The sequence below is a fragment of the Sphingomonas donggukensis genome (assembly GCF_023674425.1).
In the GTDB taxonomy this organism is placed as follows: domain Bacteria; phylum Pseudomonadota; class Alphaproteobacteria; order Sphingomonadales; family Sphingomonadaceae; genus Sphingomonas; species Sphingomonas donggukensis.
On sequence record NZ_CP098401.1, the window covers coordinates 77,254 to 100,083 of the forward strand.

A 22,830-nucleotide genomic window follows, 5' to 3' on the forward strand; every position below is an offset into this window, starting at 1 on the left:
GGAGCACGGCGGCTAGTTTGGCGGGGGACGGCTCCGCGCGCTTGCCCCGCCGCCCGGCCATGCTAAGGCCGCGCGCATGGCTATCCGCATCGCGCCTTCGATCCTGTCCGCCGACTTCGCGCGCCTGGGCGAGGAGGTCCGCGCGATCGATGCGGCGGGGGCGGACTGGGTGCATGTCGATGTGATGGACGGGCATTTCGTGCCCAATATCACGATCGGGCCGGCGGTGGTGAAGGCGCTGCGCCCGCACACGACGAAGCCGTTCGACGTCCACCTGATGATCGCGCCGGTCGATCCGTTCCTGGACGCCTTTGCCGAGGCGGGGGCCGACATCATCACGGTGCACCCGGAGGCCGGGCCGCACATCCACCGGACGGTCCAGCGCATCAAGGGGCTGGGCAAGCGCGCGGGCGTGGTGCTGAACCCAGGCACGCCCGCCAAGATGCTCGATTACCTGATCGACATGGTCGACCTGGTGCTGGTGATGAGCGTCAATCCCGGTTTCGGCGGGCAGAGCTTCATCGACAGCCAGCTGAAGAAGATCGCCGCGATCCGCAAGATGATCGAGATGAGCGGGCGATCGATCGACCTGCAGGTCGACGGCGGCATCGACGTCGCGACCGCGCGCGCCTGCGTCGATGCGGGTGCCGACGTGCTGGTCGCGGGCACCGCCACCTTCCGCGGCGGGGCGGAGCACTACGCGGCGAATATCCGGGCGCTGCGCGGCGAATGACCGCGCGACCGGGGATCGACCCACTCGCCGACGAGCCCGGCGCCGACGGCATCGACGAGGGCAAGCGGCTGATCCGTGTCGGCGGGGACAGCGGGCGCTCGCTGGCCGAGCGGCTGGCCGAACGGCTGCATTTGCTGGCGTGGCGGACGCCGTTTCACGGGCTGAGGCTCGGCGGGCGGTATCCGCTGAAGCTGCTGACGGTTGCCGACGATCCGTTTGCGGGCGATGTCGCGCGGGGGCGCGCGCTGCTCGACGGGACGCTGGTGTTTCGGGGCGAGCGGCGGGCGGTCGTCGGGCTCGACCTGAAGGCTGCCGACTGGTCGCGCGCGTTTGGCGATCACCTCCACAGCTTTGCGTGGCTGCGCGACCTGTCGACCGTCGCGACCCGCGCCGATGCCGCGCCGGTCGCGGAGCATCTGACCCGTGCTTGGCTGGCGGCGCACGGCGATGCCGTCGCCGACCCGGCGTGGCGCCCCGATCTGTGGGGACGGCGCATCCTGGCGTGGGTGGCGCACGCGCCGCTGATCCTGTCGTCGACCGACCTGATCTATCGATCGAAGCTGCTGACGACGCTCGCGCGCGGGGCGCGGCATCTGGAGCGCACTGCCGACCGCGCGCCGGCGGGTCCGGGGCGGATCGCGGCCTGGTCGGGCGTGGTCGCGGCGGGGCTGCTGATCCCCGGCGGCGACACGCGGCGTGCGCTGGGCGAGGCCGGGCTGGCGCGGGCGCTGGATGCATCAATCACGTCGGACGGCGGCATCGTCGGACGTTCCGGCGCGGGGCAACTCGATGCGCTGATGCTGCTCGTGGCTCTGCGCGCGGTCTATGCCGCCCGGCGGATGGACATGCCCGACGCCGCCGAGATGGCGGTGAACCGGTTGGTCCCGCCGTTGCTGGGCCTCGCCCACGGCGACCGCGGCCTGAGCAGCTGGCAGGGCGGCGGGCCGATTTCGGGCGACACCATCGACGCGGTGGTGACGGCCAGTGGCGTGCGCACCCGCCCGCTGCGCCAGGCGCGCGAATGGGGGTATCAGCGGCTGTCGGCGATGGGCACGTTGCTGGTGATGGACGCCGCCCCGCCGCCGGTCGCGCGCGCGGTCGATGGCGGATGCGCCTCCACGCTGGCGTTCGAGCTGTCGGACGGGCCGAACCGCATCGTCGTCAATTGCGGCGGCGCGCGGATGGCGAACGCGACTCTGCCCGCGGCGCTGTGCGAGGGATTGCGCACGACCGCGGCGCATTCGACCCTGGTGCTGGGCGACGCCAATTCGACGGCGCTCCAGGCCGACGGGTCGCTGGGTCGCGGGGTCGGCGAGGTCGAATTGGCGCGGGGTGAGACCGACGCCGCCAGCCGGATCGAGGCGAGCCACGACGGCTATGTCCGGCGCATGGGGTTCCTCCACCGCCGCACGATCGCGCTGGGATCGGACGGGCGCGACGTGCGCGGCGAGGATTCGCTGATCCCGTCCGGGCGTACGCGACCCAAGGCGAAGGGTTTCGCGATCCGCTTTCACCTAGCCCCCACGGTCGAGGTCGCGGCGACCGCGGACGGGCAGGGCGCGGTGCTGAGGCTGCCCGGCAACATCCTGTGGCAGTTCCGCTGCAAGGGCGCGGTGCTGGCGCTCGAGGAAAGCCTGTGGATCGACGGCGACGGGCGCCCGCACCCGACCGAACAGATCGTCGTCTCCGGCGAGGCGACGCCCGGCGGGACGAGCGTCAGCTGGTGGTTCCACCGATCGAAATAAGGGAATGGACATGGATCAGGTGAAGGTCGCCCGCGCGCTGCTGTCGGTGTCGGACAAGACCGGTGTGGTCGAACTGGCGCAGGCGCTGGCGCGGCACGGGGTCGAGCTGGTGTCGACCGGAGGTACCGCCGCGGCGCTGCGCGATGCCGGGCTCGACGTGCGCGACGTCGCCGACCTGACCGGTTTCCCGGAAATGATGGACGGGCGCGTGAAGACGCTGCACCCGGTCGTCCACGGCGGGCTGCTCGCGCGGCGCGACGCGCCGGAGCATATGGCGGCGGCGGACGCGCACGGGATCGGCATGATCGATCTGGTGGTCGTCAACCTCTATCCCTTCGCCGCGACGGTCGCGAAGGGCGCCGACCGCGACACCATCATCGAAAACATCGACATCGGCGGGCCGAGCATGGTGCGATCGTCGGCCAAGAATCACGCGAGCGTCGCGATCCTGACCGACCCGGCGGATTATGCCGCGGTCGTCGCGGAGATGGACGCGGGGGGCGGCGCAACCACGCTCGCGACGCGGCGGCGGCTGGCGGCGAAGGCCTATGCCGCGACCGCAGAATATGACGCGATGATCGCGTCGTGGTTCGCATTCGCCGATCAGGGCACGATGTTCCCGCCGAGCCTCAGCGTGCCGCTGAAGCTGGGGCAGGAATTGCGCTATGGCGAAAATCCGCACCAGTCGGCGGCGCTGTACCTGCCCGCGTTTGCGCCGCAGGGATCGCTCGCCGACCACCGCCAGATCCAGGGCAAGGAGTTGAGCTACAACAACCTCAACGATGCCGATGCCGCGCTGGAGCTGGTCAGCGAATTCCGCGACGGGCCGCCGACCGTGGTGATCGTCAAGCACGCCAATCCGTGCGGCGTCGCGACCGGAGCGACTCTGGTAGAGGCGTATGAGGCGGCGCTGGCGTGCGACAGCGTGTCGGCGTTCGGCGGGATCATCGCGGTCAATCGGCCCCTCGACGGGCCGACCGCGGAGGCAATCAGCGGGATATTTACCGAGGTCGTGGCGGCGCCCGATGCCGACGAGGCGGCGCTGGCGGTGTTCGCGCGCAAAAAGAACCTGCGGCTGATCCTGACCGGGCCGCTGCCCGATCCGGCGCGCGGCGGCATGATGCTGAAGACGATTGCCGGCGGCGCGCTGTTGCAGGCGCGCGACAATGGCCGGCTGGGCGAGCTGAAGGTCGTGACGAAGCGTGCGCCAAGCGACCGCGAGATGGCCGACTGCCGCTTCGCCTGGACCGTCGCCAAGCACGTCAAGTCGAACGCGATCGTCTATGCGCGTGATGGTGCGACCGCGGGCGTCGGCGCGGGGCAGATGAACCGGCTGGAAAGCGCGCGCATCGCGGCGTGGAAGGCGAAGGATGCAGCGGAACGCGCCGGGTGGCCTGAGCCGCGCACGATCGGTTCGGCGGTGGCGTCTGACGCGTTCTTCCCATTCGCCGACGGATTGATGGCGGCGGTAGAGGCCGGGGCAACCGCGGTGATCCAGCCGGGCGGATCGATCCGCGACGACGAGGTTATCGCCGCGGCGGATGCAGCGGGCCTGGCGATGGTGTTCACGGGAATGCGCCACTTCCGGCATTGAGCATCCTGTTCCCCGGCGAAGGCCGGGGTCCAGTTGCGGCACGCGTGTTACTTCGCGCTACCCGTCGCCATGATCGTCCCCCCAACTGGGCCCCGGCCTTTGCCGGGGAACAGCTCTGGGGACGGGTCGTCACGCTCGCTCCAGCAACCCCTCGCCCGGCACCGCATCGTCCGCTTTTGGCATCTTGCGGAACAGCGCGCGGTCGTCGTCGCGGAACGCCCATTTCCACAGGATCAGGCAATAGGTGCCGGCGATCGCCGGGCAGCCGATGATGAGTTCGGCCCACTCCAGCCGCTTGGGCAGGGTAGTGAATCCCCAACCGACCAGTCCCGCCGCCAGCGCGGCCCAGACGAGCGGCCAGCGCAGGGGGTTCACGCTCGCCCCCAGCAGCCGCTTCGCCAGCCACGTCTTGGCAAGCGATCCGCCGAGCAGCGCGAGCATCAGCGCGACCGCGACGCCCGCGGCCTGGAAATTGACCGGCCACCCCGCCCAGCGCATCGCGAGGATCAGCGCGAAGCTCAAGGCAATCTGGAACAGCAGCACGCCGACCGAGATCATCAGGTTGCGGTGCCGCGCGACATAGACCAGCGCCGATTCGCTGACCGCGCCGGGCGAGGCGAACACCTCCGCCACCAGCAGGAAGGCGAGCGCCGCGGTGCCCGCCACGAACTGCGGCCCGACGACGCCCATCACCGCTTCGCCCGGCACCGAGCCCATCAGCGCGAGGCCGCCTTGCGCGGCGACGATCCAGAAGCCGACCTGCGCGACCTGATGCGCGACGGCGGCGCGGTCGCCGTCCTTCAGGCTCTGGGTGATGACCGGCCCGAGGACGGGATCGAAGCTGGTCTTCAGCTTCTGCGGCAGCGACGCCACCTGCTGCGCCATGTAGTAGATGCCGACGATCGCGGGCGTGAACAGGATGCCCAGGATGAAGCGATCGACGTTGCGCGTCGCCCATTCGAGCGTGTCGGCCCCGGCGAGCGGCGCGTTGCGGCGGGCGAGTGCGAACAGCGGGCGGACCTGTGGCCGCCATCCGCGCGGCAGGCCGTAGCTGCGGATGAAGGGAATGAGCGACGCGGTGAGCGCCGCCGCCATCGACAGGACATAGGCGATGATGAGCCCGTCGCGCGACGACACGTAATACAGCGCCCAGGCGGCGATGCTGATCGTCCACGGCTCGACCACCGCGCGCGCGGTCACCGTCGCCTTGACGTTCAGGCGGTACGCGAGCGCGGCTAGGCTGACGTCGGACCAGGCGATCGCGAACACGATCGTCGGCAACAGCCATTCCAGGCCCGAGACCCGGCTGTTCGGGAACATCGCCTGCGGGAACACGAACAGCAGTGCGCTCGCCACCATCGACGCGACGAAGGCGACGACCATCGCGTCCCACACGACATGGACATGGGGGCGGTCGGTCGAGGTCAGCGCCTGCGCGAGGCCGCGCTTCAGCCCCAGCGTCGCGACCAGCGCGGCGAATTCGACGACGACGACCGCGAGCGCGAACCGCCCGACGATCTCCGGCCCGTACAGCCGCCCGGCGATGAACAGGAAGGGGAGGCGCGCGGCGAGGCGCAGGAAGAAGCCGAGGATGTTGGTCCGGCCCCCCTTCGCCAGCGCGGCAATGTCCTGCTGGGCCGGCTGTGCGGCGGTATCGGTCATTTGGCCGGGCGCCCGAACGCGCGGTCGAGGCGGCGCATCGCCGGCGTCACCGTGACGCCGTGGACCAGGATCGACAGCAATACCACCAACGCTACGATCCCCCACAGGCGCGCCGGCGTCTCGAACCCGGCGTGGTTCAGGGCATAGGCCAGGTAATAGATCGATCCCAGCCCGCGAATCCCGAAGATCGCGACGACCGCCCGCTCGCCCGCCGGACGACCGCTGCCGATCAGCGCGAGCCAGCCGACGACCGGGCGCACCAGCAGTAGCGCGACGACGGCGAACACGACGTCGCGCCACCCGATCGCGCCAAGCAGCCCCGCGGCGGTCAGCATCGCGCCGAACCCGACCAGCAGCACCATCATCAGCAGGCGTTCGAATTCGTCGGCGAAATCGTGGAGCTTCTGGTTGAAATCATGCCCCTCGGCCATGCGGCGCAGGGTGAGCCCGGCGACGAACACCGCGACGAAACCGTAGCCGTGGAGCAATTCGGTCGCGCCATAGGTGGCAAGCGTGCCGCCGAGCGCGACGAAGCCGTCGCCGGTGCGGGCAAGGTCGGTCTTGCCGGGGACGTGGTAGATCACCCAGCCGAGCAGCCGCCCGCAGGCGACGCCCGCGACCAGCCCGACGGTGATGCGGATCGCAACCGCGTCGATCGCCCATTCGGTGAGCGCCGCACCGGTCGCGCCCGCGGTCGCGAGGGCGATGGCGAGGTGGATGAAGGGGAAGGCAGCCGAATCGTTCAGCCCCGCCTCCGACGTCAGCGCGAAGCGGGCCTCGTCGTCCTGGTCGGTGGTCGGATCCTCGATCTGCACGTCACTCGCCAGCACCGGGTCCGTCGGCGCGAGCGCGGCGGCGAGCAGCAACGCGGTCGCCCAGCCGAAGCCGAGCAGGGTGTGGCCGAGCAGCGCAAAGACGACGATCGTCAGCGGCATGGCGATGCCGAGCAGCCGCCACGTCATCTGCCAGCATCGGAAGCCGAACGGGCGGCTGATCTTCAGACCCGCCCCCATCAGCGAGACGATGACGACGAGTTCGGCCAGCTTCTCGACCGCGGTCGGTGCCTCGACCGGGTTGGGGATCAGCGCCCCGACAGGCGGCCACAGCGCGACTGCCGCACCGATGGCGACGCACACGATCGGCAGCGACAGCGGCAGCTTGCGGATGACGAGCGGCAACCAGGCGACGAGCAGGATCAGCGCGCCGCCACCCAGCAGCGCGGGGATATACAATGATTCGAGGGTCATGCGGCAATACGGGTCAATGCGCGGCGCCCCAGCTCTTGCCGGTGCCGACGTCGACACCCAGGGGTACGGAAAGCGTGACGGCGGGTTCTGCGGCGGTCGCCATCACGTGGCGGATGACCTCGGTCGCCCGGGTCACGTCGCCCTCTGGCAGTTCGAACACCAGTTCGTCGTGAACCTGCATCAGCATGCGTGTATCGGGCAGGCCGGCCGCGGCGAGCGCCGGGCCCATCCGCGCCATCGCGCGTTTGATAATGTCGGCGGACGTGCCCTGGATCGGGGCGTTGATCGCGGCGCGTTCGCTGCCGGCGCGTTCGTTGGGATTGGGGGACTTGAGCCGCGGGAAATGCGTCTTCCGCCCGAACAGGGTCTCGGTATAGCCGCGCGCCTTCGCCTCGGTCAGCGTGTCGGCGATGTAGCGGTTGATGCCGGGGAACCGCTCGAAATAGCGGTCGATCATGCCCTGCGCCTCGTCGGCGCTGACGTCCAGCCGCCCGGCGAGGCCCCAGCGGCTGATTCCGTAGAGGATTGCGAAGTTGATCGTCTTGGCACGCCCGCGGGTGTCGCGATTGACCTCCCCGAACAATTCCTGCGCGGTCATGTTGTGGATGTCGTCGCCGCGCGCGAATGCGTCGCGCAGCTGCGGCACGTCGGCGATGTGCGCGGCCAGGCGCAATTCGATCTGCGAATAGTCGGCGGCGAGGATGACGTTGCCGGGCTCGGCGACGAAGGCGTCACGGATCTGGCGCCCGATCTCGGTGCGGATCGGGATGTTCTGGAGGTTGGGGTCGGTGGAGGACAGCCGCCCGGTCTGCGCGCCGGTCAGGCTGTAGCTTGTGTGGACGCGGCCGGTAGCCGGGTTGATCTGCGCCTGGAGCGCGTCGGTATAGGTCGATTTCAGCTTCGACAGCTGGCGCCATTCCAGCACCTTCGCCACCATCTCGCGGCCCGGAGAATCCTTGTCGGCGGCGATCCGCTCCAGCTCGTTGACGTCGGTCGAATAGACCCCCGACTTGCCCTTGCGCCCGCCCTTGATCCCCATCTTGTCGAACAGCACGTCGCCCAGCTGCTTGGGGCTGCCGATGGTGAACTTGAACCCGGCGATAGCGTGGACCTGTTCCTCCAGCGCGGCGATCTGGTGGGCGAAGTCGGTCGACAGGCGGGCGAGCAGATCGGGATCGACCTTGACCCCCGCCGACTCCATGCCGGCGATGACCGCGGGGAGCGGGCGGTCGACCATCTCGTACACGCGCGTCCCGCCCTCGAACGTCAGCCGCGGTTTCAGCCGTCGCCACAGGCGCAGCGTCACGTCGGCATCCTCGGCAGCGTAACGGGTCGCCGATTTCAGGTCGATCTCGCCGAAGCCGAGCTGTTTCTTGCCGGTGCCGACGACGTCCTTGTACGCGATGCAGCTGTGCGCGAGGTGGGTGGCGGCGAGTTCGTCCATGCCGTGGCCGTGCAGCCCGGCGTCGAGATCGAAGCTCATCACGATCGTGTCGTCATAGGGGGCGACCGCGATGCCTAAACGCCCGAGCACGATCATGTCGTATTTCAGATTGTGCCCGATCTTTAGGACGCTGGGGTCTTCGAACAGCTCCTTCAGCTTCGCGACGACGACGGCTCGGTCGATCTGCTCGGGCCGTTCGGCGAACATGTCCGACCCGCCATGGCCGACGGGAATGTAGCAGGCGAGATTGGGGTGCAGCGCCAAGCTGACTCCGACGAGATCGGCGCGGGTGGCATCGAGGCCGGTCGTCTCGGTATCGATCGCGACGAAGCCCTGGTGGCGGGCGATCTGGATCCAGTGATCGAGCCGCGCGGCGTCCGTCACCGTCTCATAGGCGTCGTGGTCGCAGGGCGGATCGGCCTCCGCCTCCGGTGCGCCCGGAACGGCGGGGGTCGCGACCGGTGCGTCGGCGACCGCGGACAGTTTTGCCAGCAGCGACTTGAACCCGTGATGTTCGAGGAAGGCGCGCAAGGGGGCGTCGGGTATCCCCTGCAGCTCCATCTCCTCCAGCGCATGGGGCAGCGGCACGTCGCAGGCGAGCGTCACCAGCTTGCGCGACAGCCGCGCCATGTCGGCATGTTCGATCAGATTGTCGCGCAGCTTGCCCTTCTTCATGTCGGGCGCAGCGGCGAGCACGCCCTCGACGTCGCCATGCTCAAGGATCAGCTTGGCCGCCGTCTTGGGGCCGACGCCGGGCACGCCGGGGACATTGTCCACGCTGTCGCCCATCAAGGCCAGCACCTCGCCCAGTTTCGCGGGCTCGACCCCGAATTTCTCGATCACCGCCTCGCGCCCGAGGCGGCGGTTGTTCATCGTGTCGTACAGGTCGAGGCTACCGTCCTCGACCAGTTGCATCAGATCCTTGTCCGAACTGACGATCGTCACCTGCCACCCCTGCGCCAGCGCCGCCTTGGCGTAGCTGGCGATCAGATCGTCGGCCTCCCACCCTTCCTCGTCGATGCACGGCAGCGAAAAGGCGCGAGTGGCGTCGCGGATCATCGGGAACTGGGGGACGAGGTCCTCGGGCGGCGGCGGGCGGTGCGCCTTGTACTGGTCGTACATCTCGTTGCGGAACGACTTCGACGATTTGTCGAGCACAACCGCCATGTGCGTAGGGCCATCGGCGGTGTGGAGCTCGTCCACCAGCTTCCACAACATCGTCGTATAGCCATAGACGGCACCCACCGGCTCGCCATGCTTGTTGGTGAGCGGCGGCAGGCGGTGATAGGCGCGGAAGATATAGCCGGAGCCGTCGACGAGGTAGAGGTGGGGCATGCCGCCCGCGATAGCAGGGGGCGGGGCAGGCTCAAACCCCGTGCGGGTATGGGCGGAACGGGAGACGACAGCGATGTGCAACGAACAGGCGAACCGCGTCGCCGCCGGGCTGATCCGCGACGACCTCCACGATCTGCGCATCCCGCTGCATTTCCCCGACGGCATGCCGAACCTGGAACCGCGCGCCAGCATCCGCATCACCGATCGCAACGCCATCCTGCGCGCCGCGGGTGAGGGCGGCGCGGAACTGGTCGTGCGGCGGTGGAGCTGGCCGGGTGCGCACGGCAAGCCGGTGTATAATTTCCGCTCGGAGGGGCGGCGGTTCGCCAGCCACCGCTGCCTGATCGTCGCCGACGCCTTCTATGAATTCACCGATCCGCCCGCCGATCCGGCGCTTCCGAAGAAGGGGCGGCGCAAGGACAAGTGGGCGTTCACCAAGGCGGGGGAAGCGTGGTTCGCGATCGCCGGCATCTGGCGTGCGCATGCCGAGGTCGGGGAGGCGTACACCATGCTGACCTGCGAGCCCGGACCCGATGTCGCGCCATACCACAGCCGTCAGGTGGTGGTGATCGAGCGGCGCGACTGGGGGGCGTGGCTCGATCCTGCCACGCCAACCCCCGAAAGCCTGTTGCAGCCGTCGCCGGCAGGGATGTTCGACGTCGCCCGCGCCTAACGGTCGGCGTAGCTCGCCGTGCTGCGGTGGTTGGCGACGACCTGCGCCACCACGCCCTGCATCAGCAACTGTCGTTGCTGGATCGGGCGGCGGGTGTCGCCGATCATGATGGCGAGCGCGTAGCTGCGGCCATCGGGCGCGATCAGGAAGCCGACGTCGTTGTAGCCGGCGGTGCGGCCGAGCAAATCCTGGCCGGTGCCGGTCTTGTGCCCGAAGCTCCACCCCGGGGGCACGGCGCCGCGCATCCGGTACTTGCCGGTTTTCGACGATTCCATCGTGCGCATCAGATAGTCGGTCGAGGTCGGGGACAGGATCATCCCCTTCTTCAGCCGCGCCAATGCCGAGGCGATCGCGGACGGCGAGGCGCCGTCGGGCGGATCGCTGACATAGCTCTGGTAGGCGGTCTGGCGCACCTCGGCGGGCAGGCGGGCGCGTGCCGCCTCGAAGGCGCGACCCATCGCCATGTCCTGGCGCCAGGTGAGCCCGGCGGTCTTCGACTGGAGCAGGCGCTCGCCCGGGCCGAAGCGGATGTTGCCCAGGCTCTTCTTCGTGATGAATGCGCGCACCGCGGTCGGCCCGCCGACGGTGCGCAGCAGGCTGTCGTTGGCGGTGTTGTCGCTCTGCGTCATCGCGCGATTGAGCAGGTCGCGGACGGTCGTGTTATACACCCCGTCCTTCGCGACCAGCGAGGCGACCGGCTGGTGGAACAACGTCAGGTCGGTCGGGCGGATCGTCACCGGCGAATCGAGCGTCAGGCGCCCGCTGTCGATCTGGTCGAGGACCGTCATCGCCACCCACAGCTTCGACACGCTCTGCTGCGGCATGCGCCGGTCGGCATCGACGCTGTCGATCGCCCAGCCGTCGTCGATCGAGCGCACCGCGACGCCGGCGAGCCCGTCGAACTGGTCGCGCAGCGCGTTGATCCCGGCCTGGAGTGCCGCGGGTGCCGGCGTGCGCGGCGCCGCCTGCGGCACCGGCAGCAGCGACTGGTAGGTCGGCTGCGGCAACAGGTTCTGCTGCGCTACCGACGTGTGCACGCCCGCGCCGATCAGCGCGAGCGGGGCGAGCCCGGCCAGCGTGATGCTGCGTTGGCGGGTGGAGAAACTCGAAAGGAAACTCACTGGTTCGAAATGCCCTTGCCCCGTGGTGTGATGTGGCCGCGCCGCCCGCCACCGGGCAACCCGTTGCCGCAACCCATTGCGACGAAACGACTCATGGTAGCGGTGGAAAGGTGAACGGCTACGGAACGAGCACGGTATCGACGGGCTCCGCCAGCGTTTCGGGATAGTCGAGCGTGTAATGCAGTCCGCGCGACTCGTGCCGGTGCAGCGCCGATCGCACGATCAGGTCGGCCGCCTGCAGCAGGTTGCGCAGCTCGATCAGGTCGGGGGTGACGCGGAAATGGCCGTAATAGTCGGCGACCTCCTCGTTCAGCATCTTGATGCGGTGGGCGGCGCGCTCCAGCCGCTTGGTGGTGCGGACGATGCCGACGTAATTCCACATGAACCGGCGGATTTCGGTCCAGTTCTGCTTGATGACGACTTCCTCGTCCGAATCGGTGACGCGGCTTTCGTCCCACGCGCGCACCGGCGGGGCGGGCGGCAGTTCGTCGAAGCGCGCCGTGATCGCCTTGGCCGCGCTGTCGCCGAACACGAAGCATTCGAGCAGCGAATTGGAGGCGAGGCGGTTGGCGCCGTGCAAGCCCGACTGGGTGCATTCGCCCGCGGCATAGAGGCCGGGCAGGTCGGTGCGCCCGTCGCGGTCGATGACGATGCCGCCGCAGGTATAGTGCTGGGCGGGGACGACGGGGATCGGCTGCGTCGTCATGTCGATGCCGAGGCCGAGCAGCTTTTCGTGGATGTTGGGGAAATGCCCCTTCACAAACTCGGCGGGCATGTGGCTGATGTCGAGGTGGACATAGTCGAGGCCGTACCGCTTGATCTCCGCATCGATCGCGCGGGCGACGACGTCGCGCGGGGCGAGTTCGGCACGGGGATCGACGTCGGTCATGAAGCGGTGGCCGGTATTCGGGTTCTTCAACTGCCCGCCCTCGCCGCGCACAGCCTCGGTAATCAGGAAGTTCTTGACCTCCAGATTGTAGAGGCAGGTCGGGTGGAACTGCATGAATTCCATGTTCGAGATGCGCGCGCCCGCCCGCCACGCCATCGCGATCCCGTCCCCGGTCGCGCCCCGCGGCGCGGTGGAGAATTGGTAGGTGCGGCCCGCTCCCCCCGTCGCGAGGATGGTGGCGCGGGCGGTATAGGTCTCGACCCGCCCGGTCCGGCGGTTGAAGGCGTACACGCCCCAGACGTTGCCCGCGCCCGAATAGCGTTCCTCATGCCGGCTGGTCGCCAGGTCGATCGCGACCATGTCGGGCACCATCGTGATGTTGGGATGCGCCTTCGCCGCCTTCAGCAGGGCCTCCTGCACCGCCCAGCCGGTCGCATCGGCGACATGGACGATGCGGCGGTGCGAATGCCCGCCCTCTCGCGTCAGATGCAGCGTGCCTTCCTCCTGCGCGAAGGGCACGCCCAATGCCTGCAACCGCGCGATCGCGGCGGGGGCGCCCTCCACCACGAATTCGACGATCGCGCGGTCGTTCAGACCGGCGCCGGCGACCATCGTGTCCTCGATATGGCTTTCGAACGTGTCGCCCGGCTCCAGCACCGCGGCGATTCCCCCCTGCGCCCAGGCGGTAGATCCTTCGTCGAACCCGCCCTTTGCCAGCACCGTGACGCGGTGGCTTTCGGCAAGGTTGAGCGCGGCGGTGAGCCCGGCGGCGCCGGAGCCGATGACGAGGACGTCGGTGTTGTTGGGATCGGTCATGCCCCGCGGTCTGCCACGGTCGCCGCGCCGGGGACAGGGGGGGTGCGACACATATCGCCTACGGAACAATTCGGGCGGCGAGGGTTTGTGTCCCTTGGCTTTCCGGCCTTTCAGAACAGGGATATCCCACATGAAGAAGATTTTAGCTCTTGGCCTCGCGGCCGGCCTGGTGTCGCTCGCAGCGTGCAACAACACCCCGCGCGAGCAGGCCGCCGACAATATCGAGGCGAACACCGAAGCGGTCGCCGACAACCTCGAGGACATGGCCGACGACGCCACCACGACGGCTGCGGAGAACAACCTCGAGAACCAGGCGGACGCGGTCCGCGCGACCGGCCAGAACCAGGCCGAGGACATGCGCACCAACGATCCCGACACCAACCTGGCGAACGGAATGTAATTCGCGCACCCGCGCGTTTACCGAGACAGCCGAGCCGCTCCCAAGCACGGCTCGCGTTGGAGGGGCGTTCGAGGTGACTCGGACGCCCTTTTCGTGGGTGGGGCTTCGTGGGCTAGGCTTATGCGGTTCCCACCGCACCCCATGCCGTTCGCTTCGAGTAGGGATCGAGCTTGTCGAGAGCCCGTATCGAGAAGCCTTCTCTTGGGGTACCCACCTCTCGATACGCCGTCTCGACAAGCTCGACGGCTACTCGAGGCGAACGGGTGAGGGGTAGAGGTCGGCCTAAAGTTGCGTCCGCCCGAGGCAGATCCTCAGCCCATCCCGCCCATTGCTACCCGTTCGACGCCCGCGTGAGGCTCAGGAACACGTCCTCCAGGTCCGGCTCCTTGGTCGATACGTCGACGATGCCGTAGCCGTCGCGCGTCACCGCGGCCAGGACTTCGCCGGCGTTGGCGACGTCCTTGCGATACGTGATGGTCAGTACCCGGCCCGCAGCCTCGACCTTTTCGAAACAGCTGGCCGCGGGGGCGGTGGACAGGTCGCGGTCGACGGTCACCTCGACCACCTTTTCCTGCGCGCGCCCGACCAGCTCCCGGGTCGGCTCGTTGGCGACCAGCCGACCGTGGTTGATGATGGCGATGCGGTCGCAGAGCTGCTCGGCTTCCTCGAGGTAATGGGTCGTCAGCACCACCGTCACACCGCCGGCATTCAGTTCGCGGACATAGGCCCACAGCTGCTGGCGCAGTTCGATATCGACGCCCGCGGTCGGCTCGTCGAGAACGAGGACGGGCGGCGTGTGGACCAACGCCTTGGCGACCATCAGCCGGCGCTTCATGCCGCCCGACAGCGTGCGGGCATAGGCGTTCGCCTTGTCCTCCAGATGCACCGCGCGCAGCAGCTCGAGCGAGCGGCGCTTCGCCTTTGGAACGCCGTACAGTCCGGCCTGGATTTCCAGCGTCTCGATGGGGGTAAAGAACGGATCGAACAGGATTTCCTGGTTGACGATTCCTATCGCCGCCTTCGCGTTGCGGGGATGCGCGTCGATGTCGAACCCCCAGATCGACGCGGTGCCGCTGGTCTTGTTCACCAACCCGGCGAGGATGTTGATGAGCGTCGATTTCCCCGCGCCATTGGGGCCGAGCAGCCCGAAGATCTGCCCACGTGGCACGTCGAACGACACATCGTCGAGCGCGCGCTTGCCCCCGGCGTAGGTCTTGGAGAGGCCGGAGATGGCGATGGCGGCGTCGGTCATGGGGCGCGTGTAGGCCGGCGCGATGGCGATTCCAATCCTCCCCGCACGCGGGGAGGTGGCATGCGCCTGCGTGACGGAGGGGGCGGGCCTCTGGACGCAGGGCCCGTGGCGGCCCCCTCCACCATGCTGCGCACGGTCCCCCTCCCCGCCGAGCGGGGAGGATTGTTTCGCTCGACGGCGCACGCTAATCGCACCCCATGATCGCTCCGCCCGAAACCACCCGCGTCTCACATACCCGTGTCGCCTGCGATGGCGCGCACGACGGCCTGCCCGCGGCGCTCGGGCATCCGCGGGTGTGGCTGGAGATCGACGAGACCGGCTACGTCGACTGCGGCTATTGCGATCGGCGCTTCATCTTGATCGGCGGGCCGGCTGATGGCGCGGACCAGAGCACATTGTCCGATCACGGGGACGGCGCCGGGCGCTGACGCAATCGGGCGCTTTGCCATGACGCGGCGGCCCCCTATCTAGGCGCGATGGCCACGCTCCCCGATCCTCGCTCGTTCCTCTACCGCGACGGGCTCGACCCCGATGCCGCGCAACGGCTGACCGCCGACGCACTGGCACGCGCCGACGATGGCGAACTCTACCTTCAGTATCGCAAGTCGGAGGCGTTCGGCTTCGACGACGGGCGGTTGAAGACCGCGAGCTATGACACCCACGCCGGCTTCGGGCTGCGCGCGGTGTCGGGCGAGATGACCGCCTTCGCCCACGCCAACGAGCTGTCGCAGGCGGCGATCCGGCGCGCGGGGGAGACGATGGCGCTGATCGATCCGGCGACGGGTCCGAAGGCGGCACCGCCGCGCGCCACCAACCGCCACCTCTACACCGACGCCGATCCGCTCGACCTGGTGCCGTTCGCCGACAAGGTGAACCTGTGCCAGACGATCGACGCCGCCGCCCGCGCCCGCGATCCGCGCGTCCGCCAAGTGTCGGTCGCGCTGATGGGGTCGTGGAGCGTGGTCGAGATCGTGCGCCCCGACGGCTTCGTCGCGACCGACGTGCGCCCGCTCGTCCGCCTGAACGTGTCGATCGTGGTCGAAGCGAACGGGCGGCGCGAGACCGGCAGCTACGGCACCGGCGGGCGCACGACCTATGACCGGCTGCTCCAACCCGCGACGTGGAACCGCGCGATCGACGAGGCGCTGGCGCAGGCGCTCGTCAACCTCGAATCGGTCGACGCGCCGGCGGGAGAGTTCGAGGTGCTGCTGGGCGCAGGGTGGCCGGGGATCATCCTGCACGAGGCGATCGGCCACGGGCTGGAGGGCGATTTCAACCGCAAGGGCACGTCGGCCTTCTCCGGGCGGATCGGCGAGCGGGTCGCGGCGCCTGGGGTGACCGTGGTCGACGACGGCTCGATCCACGACCGCCGCGGGTCGCTCAGCATCGACGACGAAGGCACGCCGACGCAGGAGAACATCCTGATCGAGGACGGCATCCTGAAAGGCTATATCCACGACCGGCTGAATGCGCGGCTGATGGGGGTGGAGCCGACCGGCAATGGCCGGCGCGAAAGTTTCGCCCACGCGCCGATGCCGCGGATGACCAACACCTTCATGCGCGGCGGCAGGGACGATCCCGCCGAGCTGCTGTTGCGCGTGAAGAATGGCATCTTCGCCAAGTCCTTCGGCGGCGGGCAGGTCGATATCGTGTCGGGCAAGTTCGTGTTCTCGTGCACCGAGGCCTATCGCATCGAGAACGGCCGCATCGGCGCGCCGATCAAGGGCGCGACGCTGATCGGCGACGGCCCCAGCGTGCTGACCAAGGTGACCGGCATCGGCAACGACTTCGCGCTGGACGAGGGCATCGGCATGTGCGGCAAGGGTGGACAGAGCGTGCCCGCAGGCGTCGGCCAGCCGACGCTGCTGGTCGCGGGGCTGACGGTCGGCGGGACGGCGTGAGGGGTTAGAAGCCGGAAATCAGGAAATCGAGGGCGGACTTGATCGCAAAATCCTCGTCCGAGAGCGACGCCTGAAGCGGGCCGAGGTCGCGACGGGCAACCGCCCCGGCAAGGTGGGTCGCTACCAGATAGGGTTTGCCCAGCACCTCGACGACGGGATGCAGCCGATCCATCGCTTGAGCATCCTCACCGGGCGGCACCAAGGGGATCACGAGCCGTGAGGTGAGCGTGGACAGCAGGTCGGACTGCACGTCCACGACCATCGCTCCGTCTCGCAGGCGGTGCACATCGAACTGCGCCATCAGAACAGGCGATACCGATCGAGCGGTAACCCGTTCTCCTCGACCCATTTGGCCCAACCTGCCGCCTGAGCGCGGGTTTCCTCACGCCAGCGTCGTTCGCGCTCCTGCTTGATCGCGGCGGCGATGCCGGCCTCACTGATCTGAGACAGGTTGAGACCGGCTTCGCGCGCCGCCTCGACGATGCCGGTGTCGAGCGACAGATTCACCGGCTTGCGCTTGCCGGACGCGATCGGACGATGTTCCATGCGCACAAGTTATGCGCATTGTAATCAGAGGTCAAATTGCCGCGGGTGGCGTGGGCAAAGCCAGTTTCAGGTCGGTCATGCCCCCGGCATGACCTGCGCAATGCGGGGCATTGCGCACCTGAAACTCGTCGGTCGCGGCTTTGGCCGCGCCGGCCGTAGCGCCGCTTTTTGCGCGGTTACAGCTTTGCTCGACCTTGCTAGGCGCTCAGTACACCCGCTTCTTCGGCTTGATGTAGTCGATGTCGTCGGTGAGCGTGTAGTCGTGCACCGGGCGGTAATCGATCTTCACGCCGCCATTATGGTTCCACAGCAGCGTGTGCTTCATCCATTCTTCGTCGTGCCGCTCGGGGTAATCTTCGTGCATATGTGCGCCGCGGCTTTCGTGGCGGTTGGCGGCCGCATGCATCGTCACCTGGGCCTGGGGCAGCATGTTGTCGAGTTCGAGTGTCTCGATCAGGTCGGTGTTCCAGATCAGCGAGCGGTCGGTGACCTTCACGTCGGCCAGGCGCGCGGCGACCTTGTCGATCTTTTCCATGCCCTCGCGCAGCAGCGCGGTGTCGCGGAACACCGCGGCGTGCTTCTGCATGGTGTGTTGCATGTCGGCGCGGATCTCCGCGGTCGGCGCGGCGCCGTCGGCGTTGCGGAAGCGGTCGAGGCGAGCGAGCGCCTTGTCCGCCGAGTCCTCCGCCAGCGGTTTCTGCGCGCCATCGCGGGGCGTGATCTCGGCGATGCGCTTGCCGGTCGCGCGGCCGAACACCACCAGGTCGATCAGCGAATTGGAGCCGAGGCGATTGGCACCGTGGACGCTGACGCAGGCCGCTTCGCCGACCGCGAACAGGCCGGGGACGACGTGGTCGGGGTTGCCGTCCTTCAGCGTCACGACCTCGCCGTGATAGTTACACGGGATGCCGCCCATGTTGTAGTGGACGGTCGGCGTCACCGGCAGCGGCTGGCGCGTCAGGTCGACGCCGGCGAAGATCTTGCCCGTCTCGGTGATGCCGGGCAGCCGCTCGGCGAGCACCGCGGGATCGATGTGGTCGAGGTGGAGGTAGATGTGGTCCTTGTTCGGGCCGACGCCGCGCCCCTCGCGGATTTCCGCTGCCATCGAGCGTGAGACGACGTCGCGCGAGGCCAGGTCCTTGGCCGAGGGGGCATAGCGTTCCATGAACCGCTCGCCCTCCGAGTTGGTCAGGTAGCCGCCTTCGCCGCGCGCGCCCTCGGTGATGAGCACACCGGCGCCGTAGATGCCGGTCGGGTGAAACTGGACGAATTCCATGTCCTGCATCGGCAGGCCGGCGCGCAGCACCATCCCGCCGCCGTCGCCGGTGCAGGTGTGGGCGGACGTCGCCGAGAAATAGCAGCGCCCGTAGCCGCCGGTCGCCAGCACGACGTGGTGGCTGCGGAAGCGGTGGATGCTGCCGTCGTCCATGCACAAGGCGATGACACCGCGGCACACCGGGCCGTCGGGCGTATCCTCCATGATCAGGTCGAGCGCGAAATATTCGATGTAGAAGTCGGTGTCGTACTTCAGGCTCTGCTGGTACAGCGCGTGGAGCATCGCATGGCCGGTGCGGTCGGCGGCGGCGCAGGTGCGCTGCGCGGGCGGGCCTTCACCCATGTTCTGCATCATGCCGCCGAACGGGCGCTGATAGATCTTGCCCTCTTCGGTGCGGCTGAACGGGACACCGGCGTGCTCCAGCTCGTACACCGCCTGCGGCGCCTCGCGGCACAGATATTCGATCGCGTCCTGGTCGCCCAGCCAGTCCGACCCCTTGACGGTGTCGTACATGTGCCAGGTCCAATGGTCCGGCCCCATGTTGCCGAGCGACGCGGCGATGCCGCCCTGCGCCGCGACCGTGTGGCTGCGGGTCGGGAACACCTTGGTGATGCACGCGGTCTTCAGCCCGCTTTCGGCGATGCCCATCGCCGCGCGCAGGCCCGATCCGCCGGCGCCGACCACCACCGCGTCATAGGTGTGGTCGATGATCTTGTAGGCGCCAGTCGTGTTGTCAGCAGCCATTACTTGGGCATCCCGGTGAAGGCGATCTTGAGGATCGCGAAGACGGCCACCGCCCCCGCGCCGATCGTGAAGAGGTTGAGCGCGATCAGCATCGCGACGCGGCTGGCGTCGTGCTGGTAATCCTCGATCACCACCTGCAGCCCCAGGCGGAAATGGTAGAAGACCGAGAGGATCAGGAGCAGCATCGGCACCGCCGCCCACGGGCTCGCCAGCCAGTGGGTGACGCCGGCGTAGTCATAGGCGGGCATCCGCGCGATGCTGATGATGAACCACAGCATGAGGAGGATGTTGGCGCCCGCAGTCAGCCGCTGGTGCCACCAGTGATGCGCGCCTTCCTTGGCGCTGCCCAGACCGCGGACGCGGCCGATCGATGTGCCCGACCCCATCTCAGCGCGCTCCCACGATATAGGCCCAGAAGGCGATGGTGGCGACGACCGAGAAGGCGATGGTCGCGATCGACGAGGCGCGATTGCCCTTCAGCTCGAAATTCGCGCCGAGGTCCATGAACAGGTGGCGCACGCCGTTGGCCAGATGCTGGAAGAATGCCCAGGTGAGGCCAACGCCGAGCAGATAGCCGACCGGAGCAAGCGGCCCGGTGAACCACGACAGGAAATACGCATAGCTCTCCGGCCCCGCGGCGGCGGCGGCGAGCCACCAGACCAGCAGGATCGTGCCGACCGTGGCCATCCCCGATCCGGTCGCCCGGTGGAGGATCGAGACCAGCATGTGCGGGCCCCATTTATAGACCTGGAGATGCGGCGATCTCGGGCGGGAAGACGTGTGCGCGGTGGCCAAGGGAATTCCTTCGTGCGTGTGCGCTGCGTCATTGGCGCGCACCGGCGTGGGATGCAAGCCGTCAGGAACTTCGCGCGCCGCGCACACGTTATGCCGCCCAGTGTCATTTCAGGAGTGTAATGTCATGCGTACCACCGGATTCATCGCCCTGTCGGCGATCCTGCTCGCCACCAGCGGCCCCGCTTTCGCCCAGGGGAAGGCCGACCGTGCCCGCATCGCCGTCGCCGAGGCGCGCGCGAAGGTCGAGGCTGCGGCCAAGCTGACCGGCGACGGCGAGATGCCGCGTATCCAGGCCAACGCCCAGGCGATGCTGCGGACCGCCGAGGAAGATCTGGCGGGCATGAGCAAGGACAAGGCCATCGCCAGCGCGAACGAGGCCTCGCGCCTGGCCGACACTGCCATCGCCCTGTCGCAGCGCAACCGTGCGGTGAGCACGCAGGTTCAGGCCGACGTCGCGGTCAATGCGCAGGCCGATGCCGCGCAGGCCAACGCCCGTGCCGAAGCCGCCGAGCGCGCCGCCGCCGACGCGCAGGCCGCTGCCGCCTCCGCACAGGCGGATGCCGCCGCCGCGCGTGCCGCACCGGCGCCCGCCGCAGTGACCACCGTCACCACCGAGACGGTGAAGGCGACCGCGCCGGTCGCCAAGGCGCCGGTGCGCACCGCCACGCGCAAGGTCGTGCGCCGCACGGCGAAGAAGCCGGTTCGCACCACCACCGTCACCCGCCGCGCGCCGAGCGTGACCGAGCGGACGACGACCACGGTCACCACCCGCCCCAACTGATCGCGCGCGTGCGCCGCTTCCCGCATTTGTGGGGAGCGGTGCCGCCGCATTCCCGTGCGTGAACCCCAGCTGTCCCCCGCGTCCACGCCGCGTTCAACCCGGCCCATGCAGGGACCGGCGCAGCGCCGGGGGGCGTGTATCGGAGTAAGGACTATGACCCGTTTTCTCGCCATCGCGTCGCTCGGCGTCGCTACCCTGTTGTCGGCGGCCCCCGCGACCGCCCAGTCGAACTGGAACTGGACCGGCGGGCGCGCCGACGGGCGTGACTATCGCCTGGCCGGGCCCGGCGTGCGCCTGCTGTTCCCCGAATTGCGCCAGACGCGCCGTGGCCGCGCCTGGGTAATGCTGAACTTCGACCGCAATCGCGACGGCTACATCGGCCCGCGCGAGGCCGAGATGGCCAACCGCGCCTTTGCCAACGTCGCCGGTCCGCGTCGCGACCGGTTCGACTGGGACGCGCGCGACGTGGTGATCGTCGAGCAGCGCGGCGGCGGCTGGGACCGCGGCGCGATGCGCGGCTATGGCTTCCGCCAGACCCAGCGCGGCGCGACGATGACGATGCAGGAAGACGTGCTGTTCGCCACCGACAGCGCGGTGCTGCGCCCCGGCGCGATCGAGAAGCTGCGTCCGCTTGCCGGCTACCTGCGCGCCAACCCGGGGGTGCGCGTCGCCATCGACGGCCATACCGATTCGCGCGGCACCGACGCGCACAATCAGGCGCTGTCGCTGCGCCGCGCCGACAGCGTGCGTGCCGCGTTCGACCAGATGGGCGTCGTCCGCGCGCGCTTCTCGGTGCAGGGTTACGGTGAAAGCCGCCCGGTCGCGACCAACGCGACGCCGCAGGGAATGCGCCAGAACCGGCGGGTCGAGGTGACGTTGCTGGGCCAGCGCGCGGATAGCTTCGCGCGGTAACCGCCTGATCCAATCCGTTCGCCTCGAGTAGGCGTCGAGCTTGTCGAGACGATTTATCGAGAGGGCGTGCCCCAGGAGGGGACTTCTCGATACGGACTCTCGACAGGCTCGATCCCTACTCGGAGCGAACGGTTTTGGGGTTGGCGGAAAGCTACCCAGGCTGCCGCTCGACCGGCACCGGGGTCAGCTCATAGACGTCGAGTGTGCGCTCGTCGCGGCTGGGGACCACCAGCCGCCAGCGGAACGGGGCGACGCGCTCGATCACGCCGCCGACGTCGCGGGTGCGGTCGGTGGCATAGGCCAGCGAGGTGTCGCCGGCTTTCCTTTGGTTAGCGCCCAGGAACACGTAGCGTTTGTCGCCGTAAGGGTGCAGGCGTCCGGCGGGCAGGTCGCTGCCGGTCTGTTTGCTCAGCGTCAGCGTGCGATCGCCGGCGGCACCGACGTAGCAGAAATTGGGCTTGAACGCGCGCAGGCGCAGCGGCCCCGCCCCGTCGCCCAGCCGCAGGACGCGGCACGAATAAGACCCCGGCGGCAGTTCGGGATGGTCGAGCGCGGCGTCGGCGGTAAGCAGCGGCCCCTCTGCGGTCGCCTCCTTGCGCGACCGCGCCGGCAACCGTGCGAGGACGCGCGTCCAGGTAGCGGGCAGGCCGTCGATGCGCAGCGCGTCCTCGGCAGAGGCGGTCTCGCGCCACGGCTCGCCCGGCTCGACCGCGACGATGGCGCGCTTTGGCGCGGCCGGCTGCATCATGCACGCGGTGAGCGGGCACAGCAGCAGGGATGCGCAGATGACGTGTCGCATGGGGTGTTTGGTCCAGCACTCGGGGTGTGAACTAACCGTCACGGAAAATGGTTAACGAAAAGTAAACGTCATCAACCTGTGCGACAGGTGGCGGGACGGGGCGAGCGTTTCGGGCGACGGGCCATTTCGCTTCCGTTCGCGCCCGTCGCTGCCTATATGCTGGGC

At 68.7% G+C, this 22,830-nt stretch carries 21 protein-coding genes; 9 read left to right on the plus strand and 12 right to left on the minus strand.

What is annotated here, in order from left to right:
- The first annotated feature begins 76 nt into the window (after positions 1–76).
- The 3 genes from rpe to purH are packed head-to-tail and all read left to right on the plus strand — an operon-like array spanning position 77 to position 4,072.
- Entirely contained in the window at positions 77–733 is a 657-nt protein-coding gene (gene rpe / locus M9980_RS00360; protein ID WP_250752240.1) for a ribulose-phosphate 3-epimerase, read from the plus strand.
- On the plus strand, positions 730–2,478 hold the full coding sequence (locus tag M9980_RS00365; protein WP_250752242.1) for a heparinase II/III family protein: 1,749 nt from the start codon (positions 730–732) through the stop codon (positions 2,476–2,478). Before rpe ends, M9980_RS00365 begins: the two co-directional genes overlap by 4 nt.
- A 10-nt stretch (positions 2,479–2,488) precedes the next feature.
- A complete protein-coding gene (gene purH, locus M9980_RS00370) occupies positions 2,489–4,072 on the plus strand; it encodes a bifunctional phosphoribosylaminoimidazolecarboxamide formyltransferase/IMP cyclohydrolase (protein WP_250752244.1) in 1,584 nt (527 codons plus the stop codon).
- 129 nt (positions 4,073–4,201) lie between these two features.
- On the opposite strand, the gene M9980_RS00375 is transcribed toward purH, so the two are convergent.
- Genes M9980_RS00375 through polA form a run of 3 tightly spaced genes read right to left on the minus strand, consistent with a single transcriptional unit; the run spans position 4,202 to position 9,760 of the window.
- A complete protein-coding gene (locus M9980_RS00375) occupies positions 4,202–5,734 on the minus strand; it encodes a lipopolysaccharide biosynthesis protein (protein WP_250752246.1) in 1,533 nt (510 codons plus the stop codon).
- Entirely contained in the window at positions 5,731–6,981 is a 1,251-nt protein-coding gene (locus M9980_RS00380) for a cation:proton antiporter (protein ID WP_250752248.1), read from the minus strand. The genes M9980_RS00375 and M9980_RS00380 overlap by 4 nt, the downstream gene beginning before the upstream one ends.
- A gap of 13 nt (positions 6,982–6,994) precedes the next feature.
- Positions 6,995–9,760 carry a DNA polymerase I gene (polA, locus tag M9980_RS00385; RefSeq protein ID WP_250752250.1) on the minus strand — a complete coding sequence of 922 codons (2,766 nt, stop codon included), beginning with the start codon at positions 9,758–9,760 and terminating at the stop codon, positions 6,995–6,997.
- A 73-nt stretch (positions 9,761–9,833) separates the two neighbouring features.
- Here polA and M9980_RS00390 point away from each other — a divergent pair, with 73 nt between their 5' ends.
- Positions 9,834–10,433 (plus strand): SOS response-associated peptidase family protein, encoded by a 600-nt coding sequence (locus tag M9980_RS00390; RefSeq protein WP_250752251.1) that lies wholly within the window; start codon positions 9,834–9,836, stop codon positions 10,431–10,433.
- Here the strand turns inward: M9980_RS00390 and M9980_RS00395 are convergent.
- Positions 10,430–11,554: a serine hydrolase gene (locus M9980_RS00395; RefSeq protein ID WP_250752254.1), complete on the minus strand. Its 1,125-nt coding sequence runs from the start codon at positions 11,552–11,554 to the stop codon at positions 10,430–10,432. The two genes, M9980_RS00390 and M9980_RS00395, sit on opposite strands and share 4 nt — an antisense overlap.
- Before the next feature lie 118 nt (positions 11,555–11,672).
- Positions 11,673–13,259 (minus strand): L-aspartate oxidase, encoded by a 1,587-nt coding sequence (gene nadB / locus M9980_RS00400; RefSeq protein ID WP_250752257.1) that lies wholly within the window; start codon positions 13,257–13,259, stop codon positions 11,673–11,675.
- A 130-nt stretch (positions 13,260–13,389) separates the two neighbouring features.
- Here nadB and M9980_RS00405 point away from each other — a divergent pair, with 130 nt between their 5' ends.
- On the plus strand, positions 13,390–13,659 hold the full coding sequence (locus M9980_RS00405) for a hypothetical protein (protein ID WP_250752259.1): 270 nt from the start codon (positions 13,390–13,392) through the stop codon (positions 13,657–13,659).
- Positions 13,660–13,990: 331 nt separating this feature from the next.
- Here the strand turns inward: M9980_RS00405 and M9980_RS00410 are convergent, their stop codons facing one another.
- Complete coding sequence (locus M9980_RS00410; RefSeq protein ID WP_250752261.1) at positions 13,991–14,911, minus strand: ABC transporter ATP-binding protein; 921 nt, start codon at positions 14,909–14,911, stop codon at positions 13,991–13,993.
- Between the two features lie 197 nt (positions 14,912–15,108).
- Here M9980_RS00410 and M9980_RS00415 point away from each other — a divergent pair, with 197 nt between their 5' ends.
- Both M9980_RS00415 and tldD read left to right on the plus strand, forming a co-directional pair.
- Positions 15,109–15,339 (plus strand): zinc-finger domain-containing protein, encoded by a 231-nt coding sequence (locus M9980_RS00415; protein WP_250752263.1) that lies wholly within the window; start codon positions 15,109–15,111, stop codon positions 15,337–15,339.
- Positions 15,340–15,387: 48 nt separating this feature from the next.
- Positions 15,388–16,812, plus strand: coding sequence for a metalloprotease TldD (tldD, locus tag M9980_RS00420; protein ID WP_250752265.1), 1,425 nt, complete (start codon positions 15,388–15,390; stop codon positions 16,810–16,812).
- Positions 16,813–16,816: 4 nt separating this feature from the next.
- Here tldD and M9980_RS00425 read toward each other — a convergent pair whose 3' ends face one another.
- The 5 genes from M9980_RS00425 to sdhC all read right to left on the minus strand — a co-directional run bounded on the left by M9980_RS00425 (position 16,817) and on the right by sdhC (position 20,104).
- Positions 16,817–17,113, minus strand: coding sequence for a CcdB family protein (locus tag M9980_RS00425; RefSeq protein WP_250752268.1), 297 nt, complete (start codon positions 17,111–17,113; stop codon positions 16,817–16,819).
- Positions 17,113–17,358: a type II toxin-antitoxin system CcdA family antitoxin gene (locus tag M9980_RS00430; RefSeq protein ID WP_250752270.1), complete on the minus strand. Its 246-nt coding sequence runs from the start codon at positions 17,356–17,358 to the stop codon at positions 17,113–17,115. Before M9980_RS00430 ends, M9980_RS00425 begins: the two co-directional genes overlap by 1 nt.
- Positions 17,359–17,563: 205 nt before the next feature.
- A complete protein-coding gene (gene sdhA / locus M9980_RS00435; protein ID WP_250752272.1) occupies positions 17,564–19,378 on the minus strand; it encodes a succinate dehydrogenase flavoprotein subunit in 1,815 nt (604 codons plus the stop codon).
- Positions 19,378–19,764 (minus strand): succinate dehydrogenase, hydrophobic membrane anchor protein, encoded by a 387-nt coding sequence (sdhD, locus tag M9980_RS00440; protein ID WP_250752274.1) that lies wholly within the window; start codon positions 19,762–19,764, stop codon positions 19,378–19,380. The genes sdhA and sdhD overlap by 1 nt, the downstream gene beginning before the upstream one ends.
- A gap of 1 nt (position 19,765) precedes the next feature.
- A complete protein-coding gene (gene sdhC / locus M9980_RS00445) occupies positions 19,766–20,104 on the minus strand; it encodes a succinate dehydrogenase, cytochrome b556 subunit (protein WP_250752276.1) in 339 nt (112 codons plus the stop codon).
- Positions 20,105–20,297: 193 nt separating this feature from the next.
- Here sdhC and M9980_RS00450 point away from each other — a divergent pair, with 193 nt between their 5' ends.
- Positions 20,298–20,954, plus strand: coding sequence for a hypothetical protein (locus M9980_RS00450; RefSeq protein WP_250752277.1), 657 nt, complete (start codon positions 20,298–20,300; stop codon positions 20,952–20,954).
- Between the two features lie 153 nt (positions 20,955–21,107).
- On the plus strand, positions 21,108–21,866 hold the full coding sequence (locus M9980_RS00455) for an OmpA family protein (RefSeq protein ID WP_250752279.1): 759 nt from the start codon (positions 21,108–21,110) through the stop codon (positions 21,864–21,866).
- A gap of 151 nt (positions 21,867–22,017) precedes the next feature.
- On the opposite strand, the gene M9980_RS00460 is transcribed toward M9980_RS00455, so the two are convergent.
- Positions 22,018–22,665, minus strand: a complete 648-nt coding sequence (locus tag M9980_RS00460; RefSeq protein ID WP_250752281.1) for a DUF4893 domain-containing protein — start codon at positions 22,663–22,665, stop codon at positions 22,018–22,020.
- Positions 22,666–22,830 lie beyond the last annotated feature (165 nt).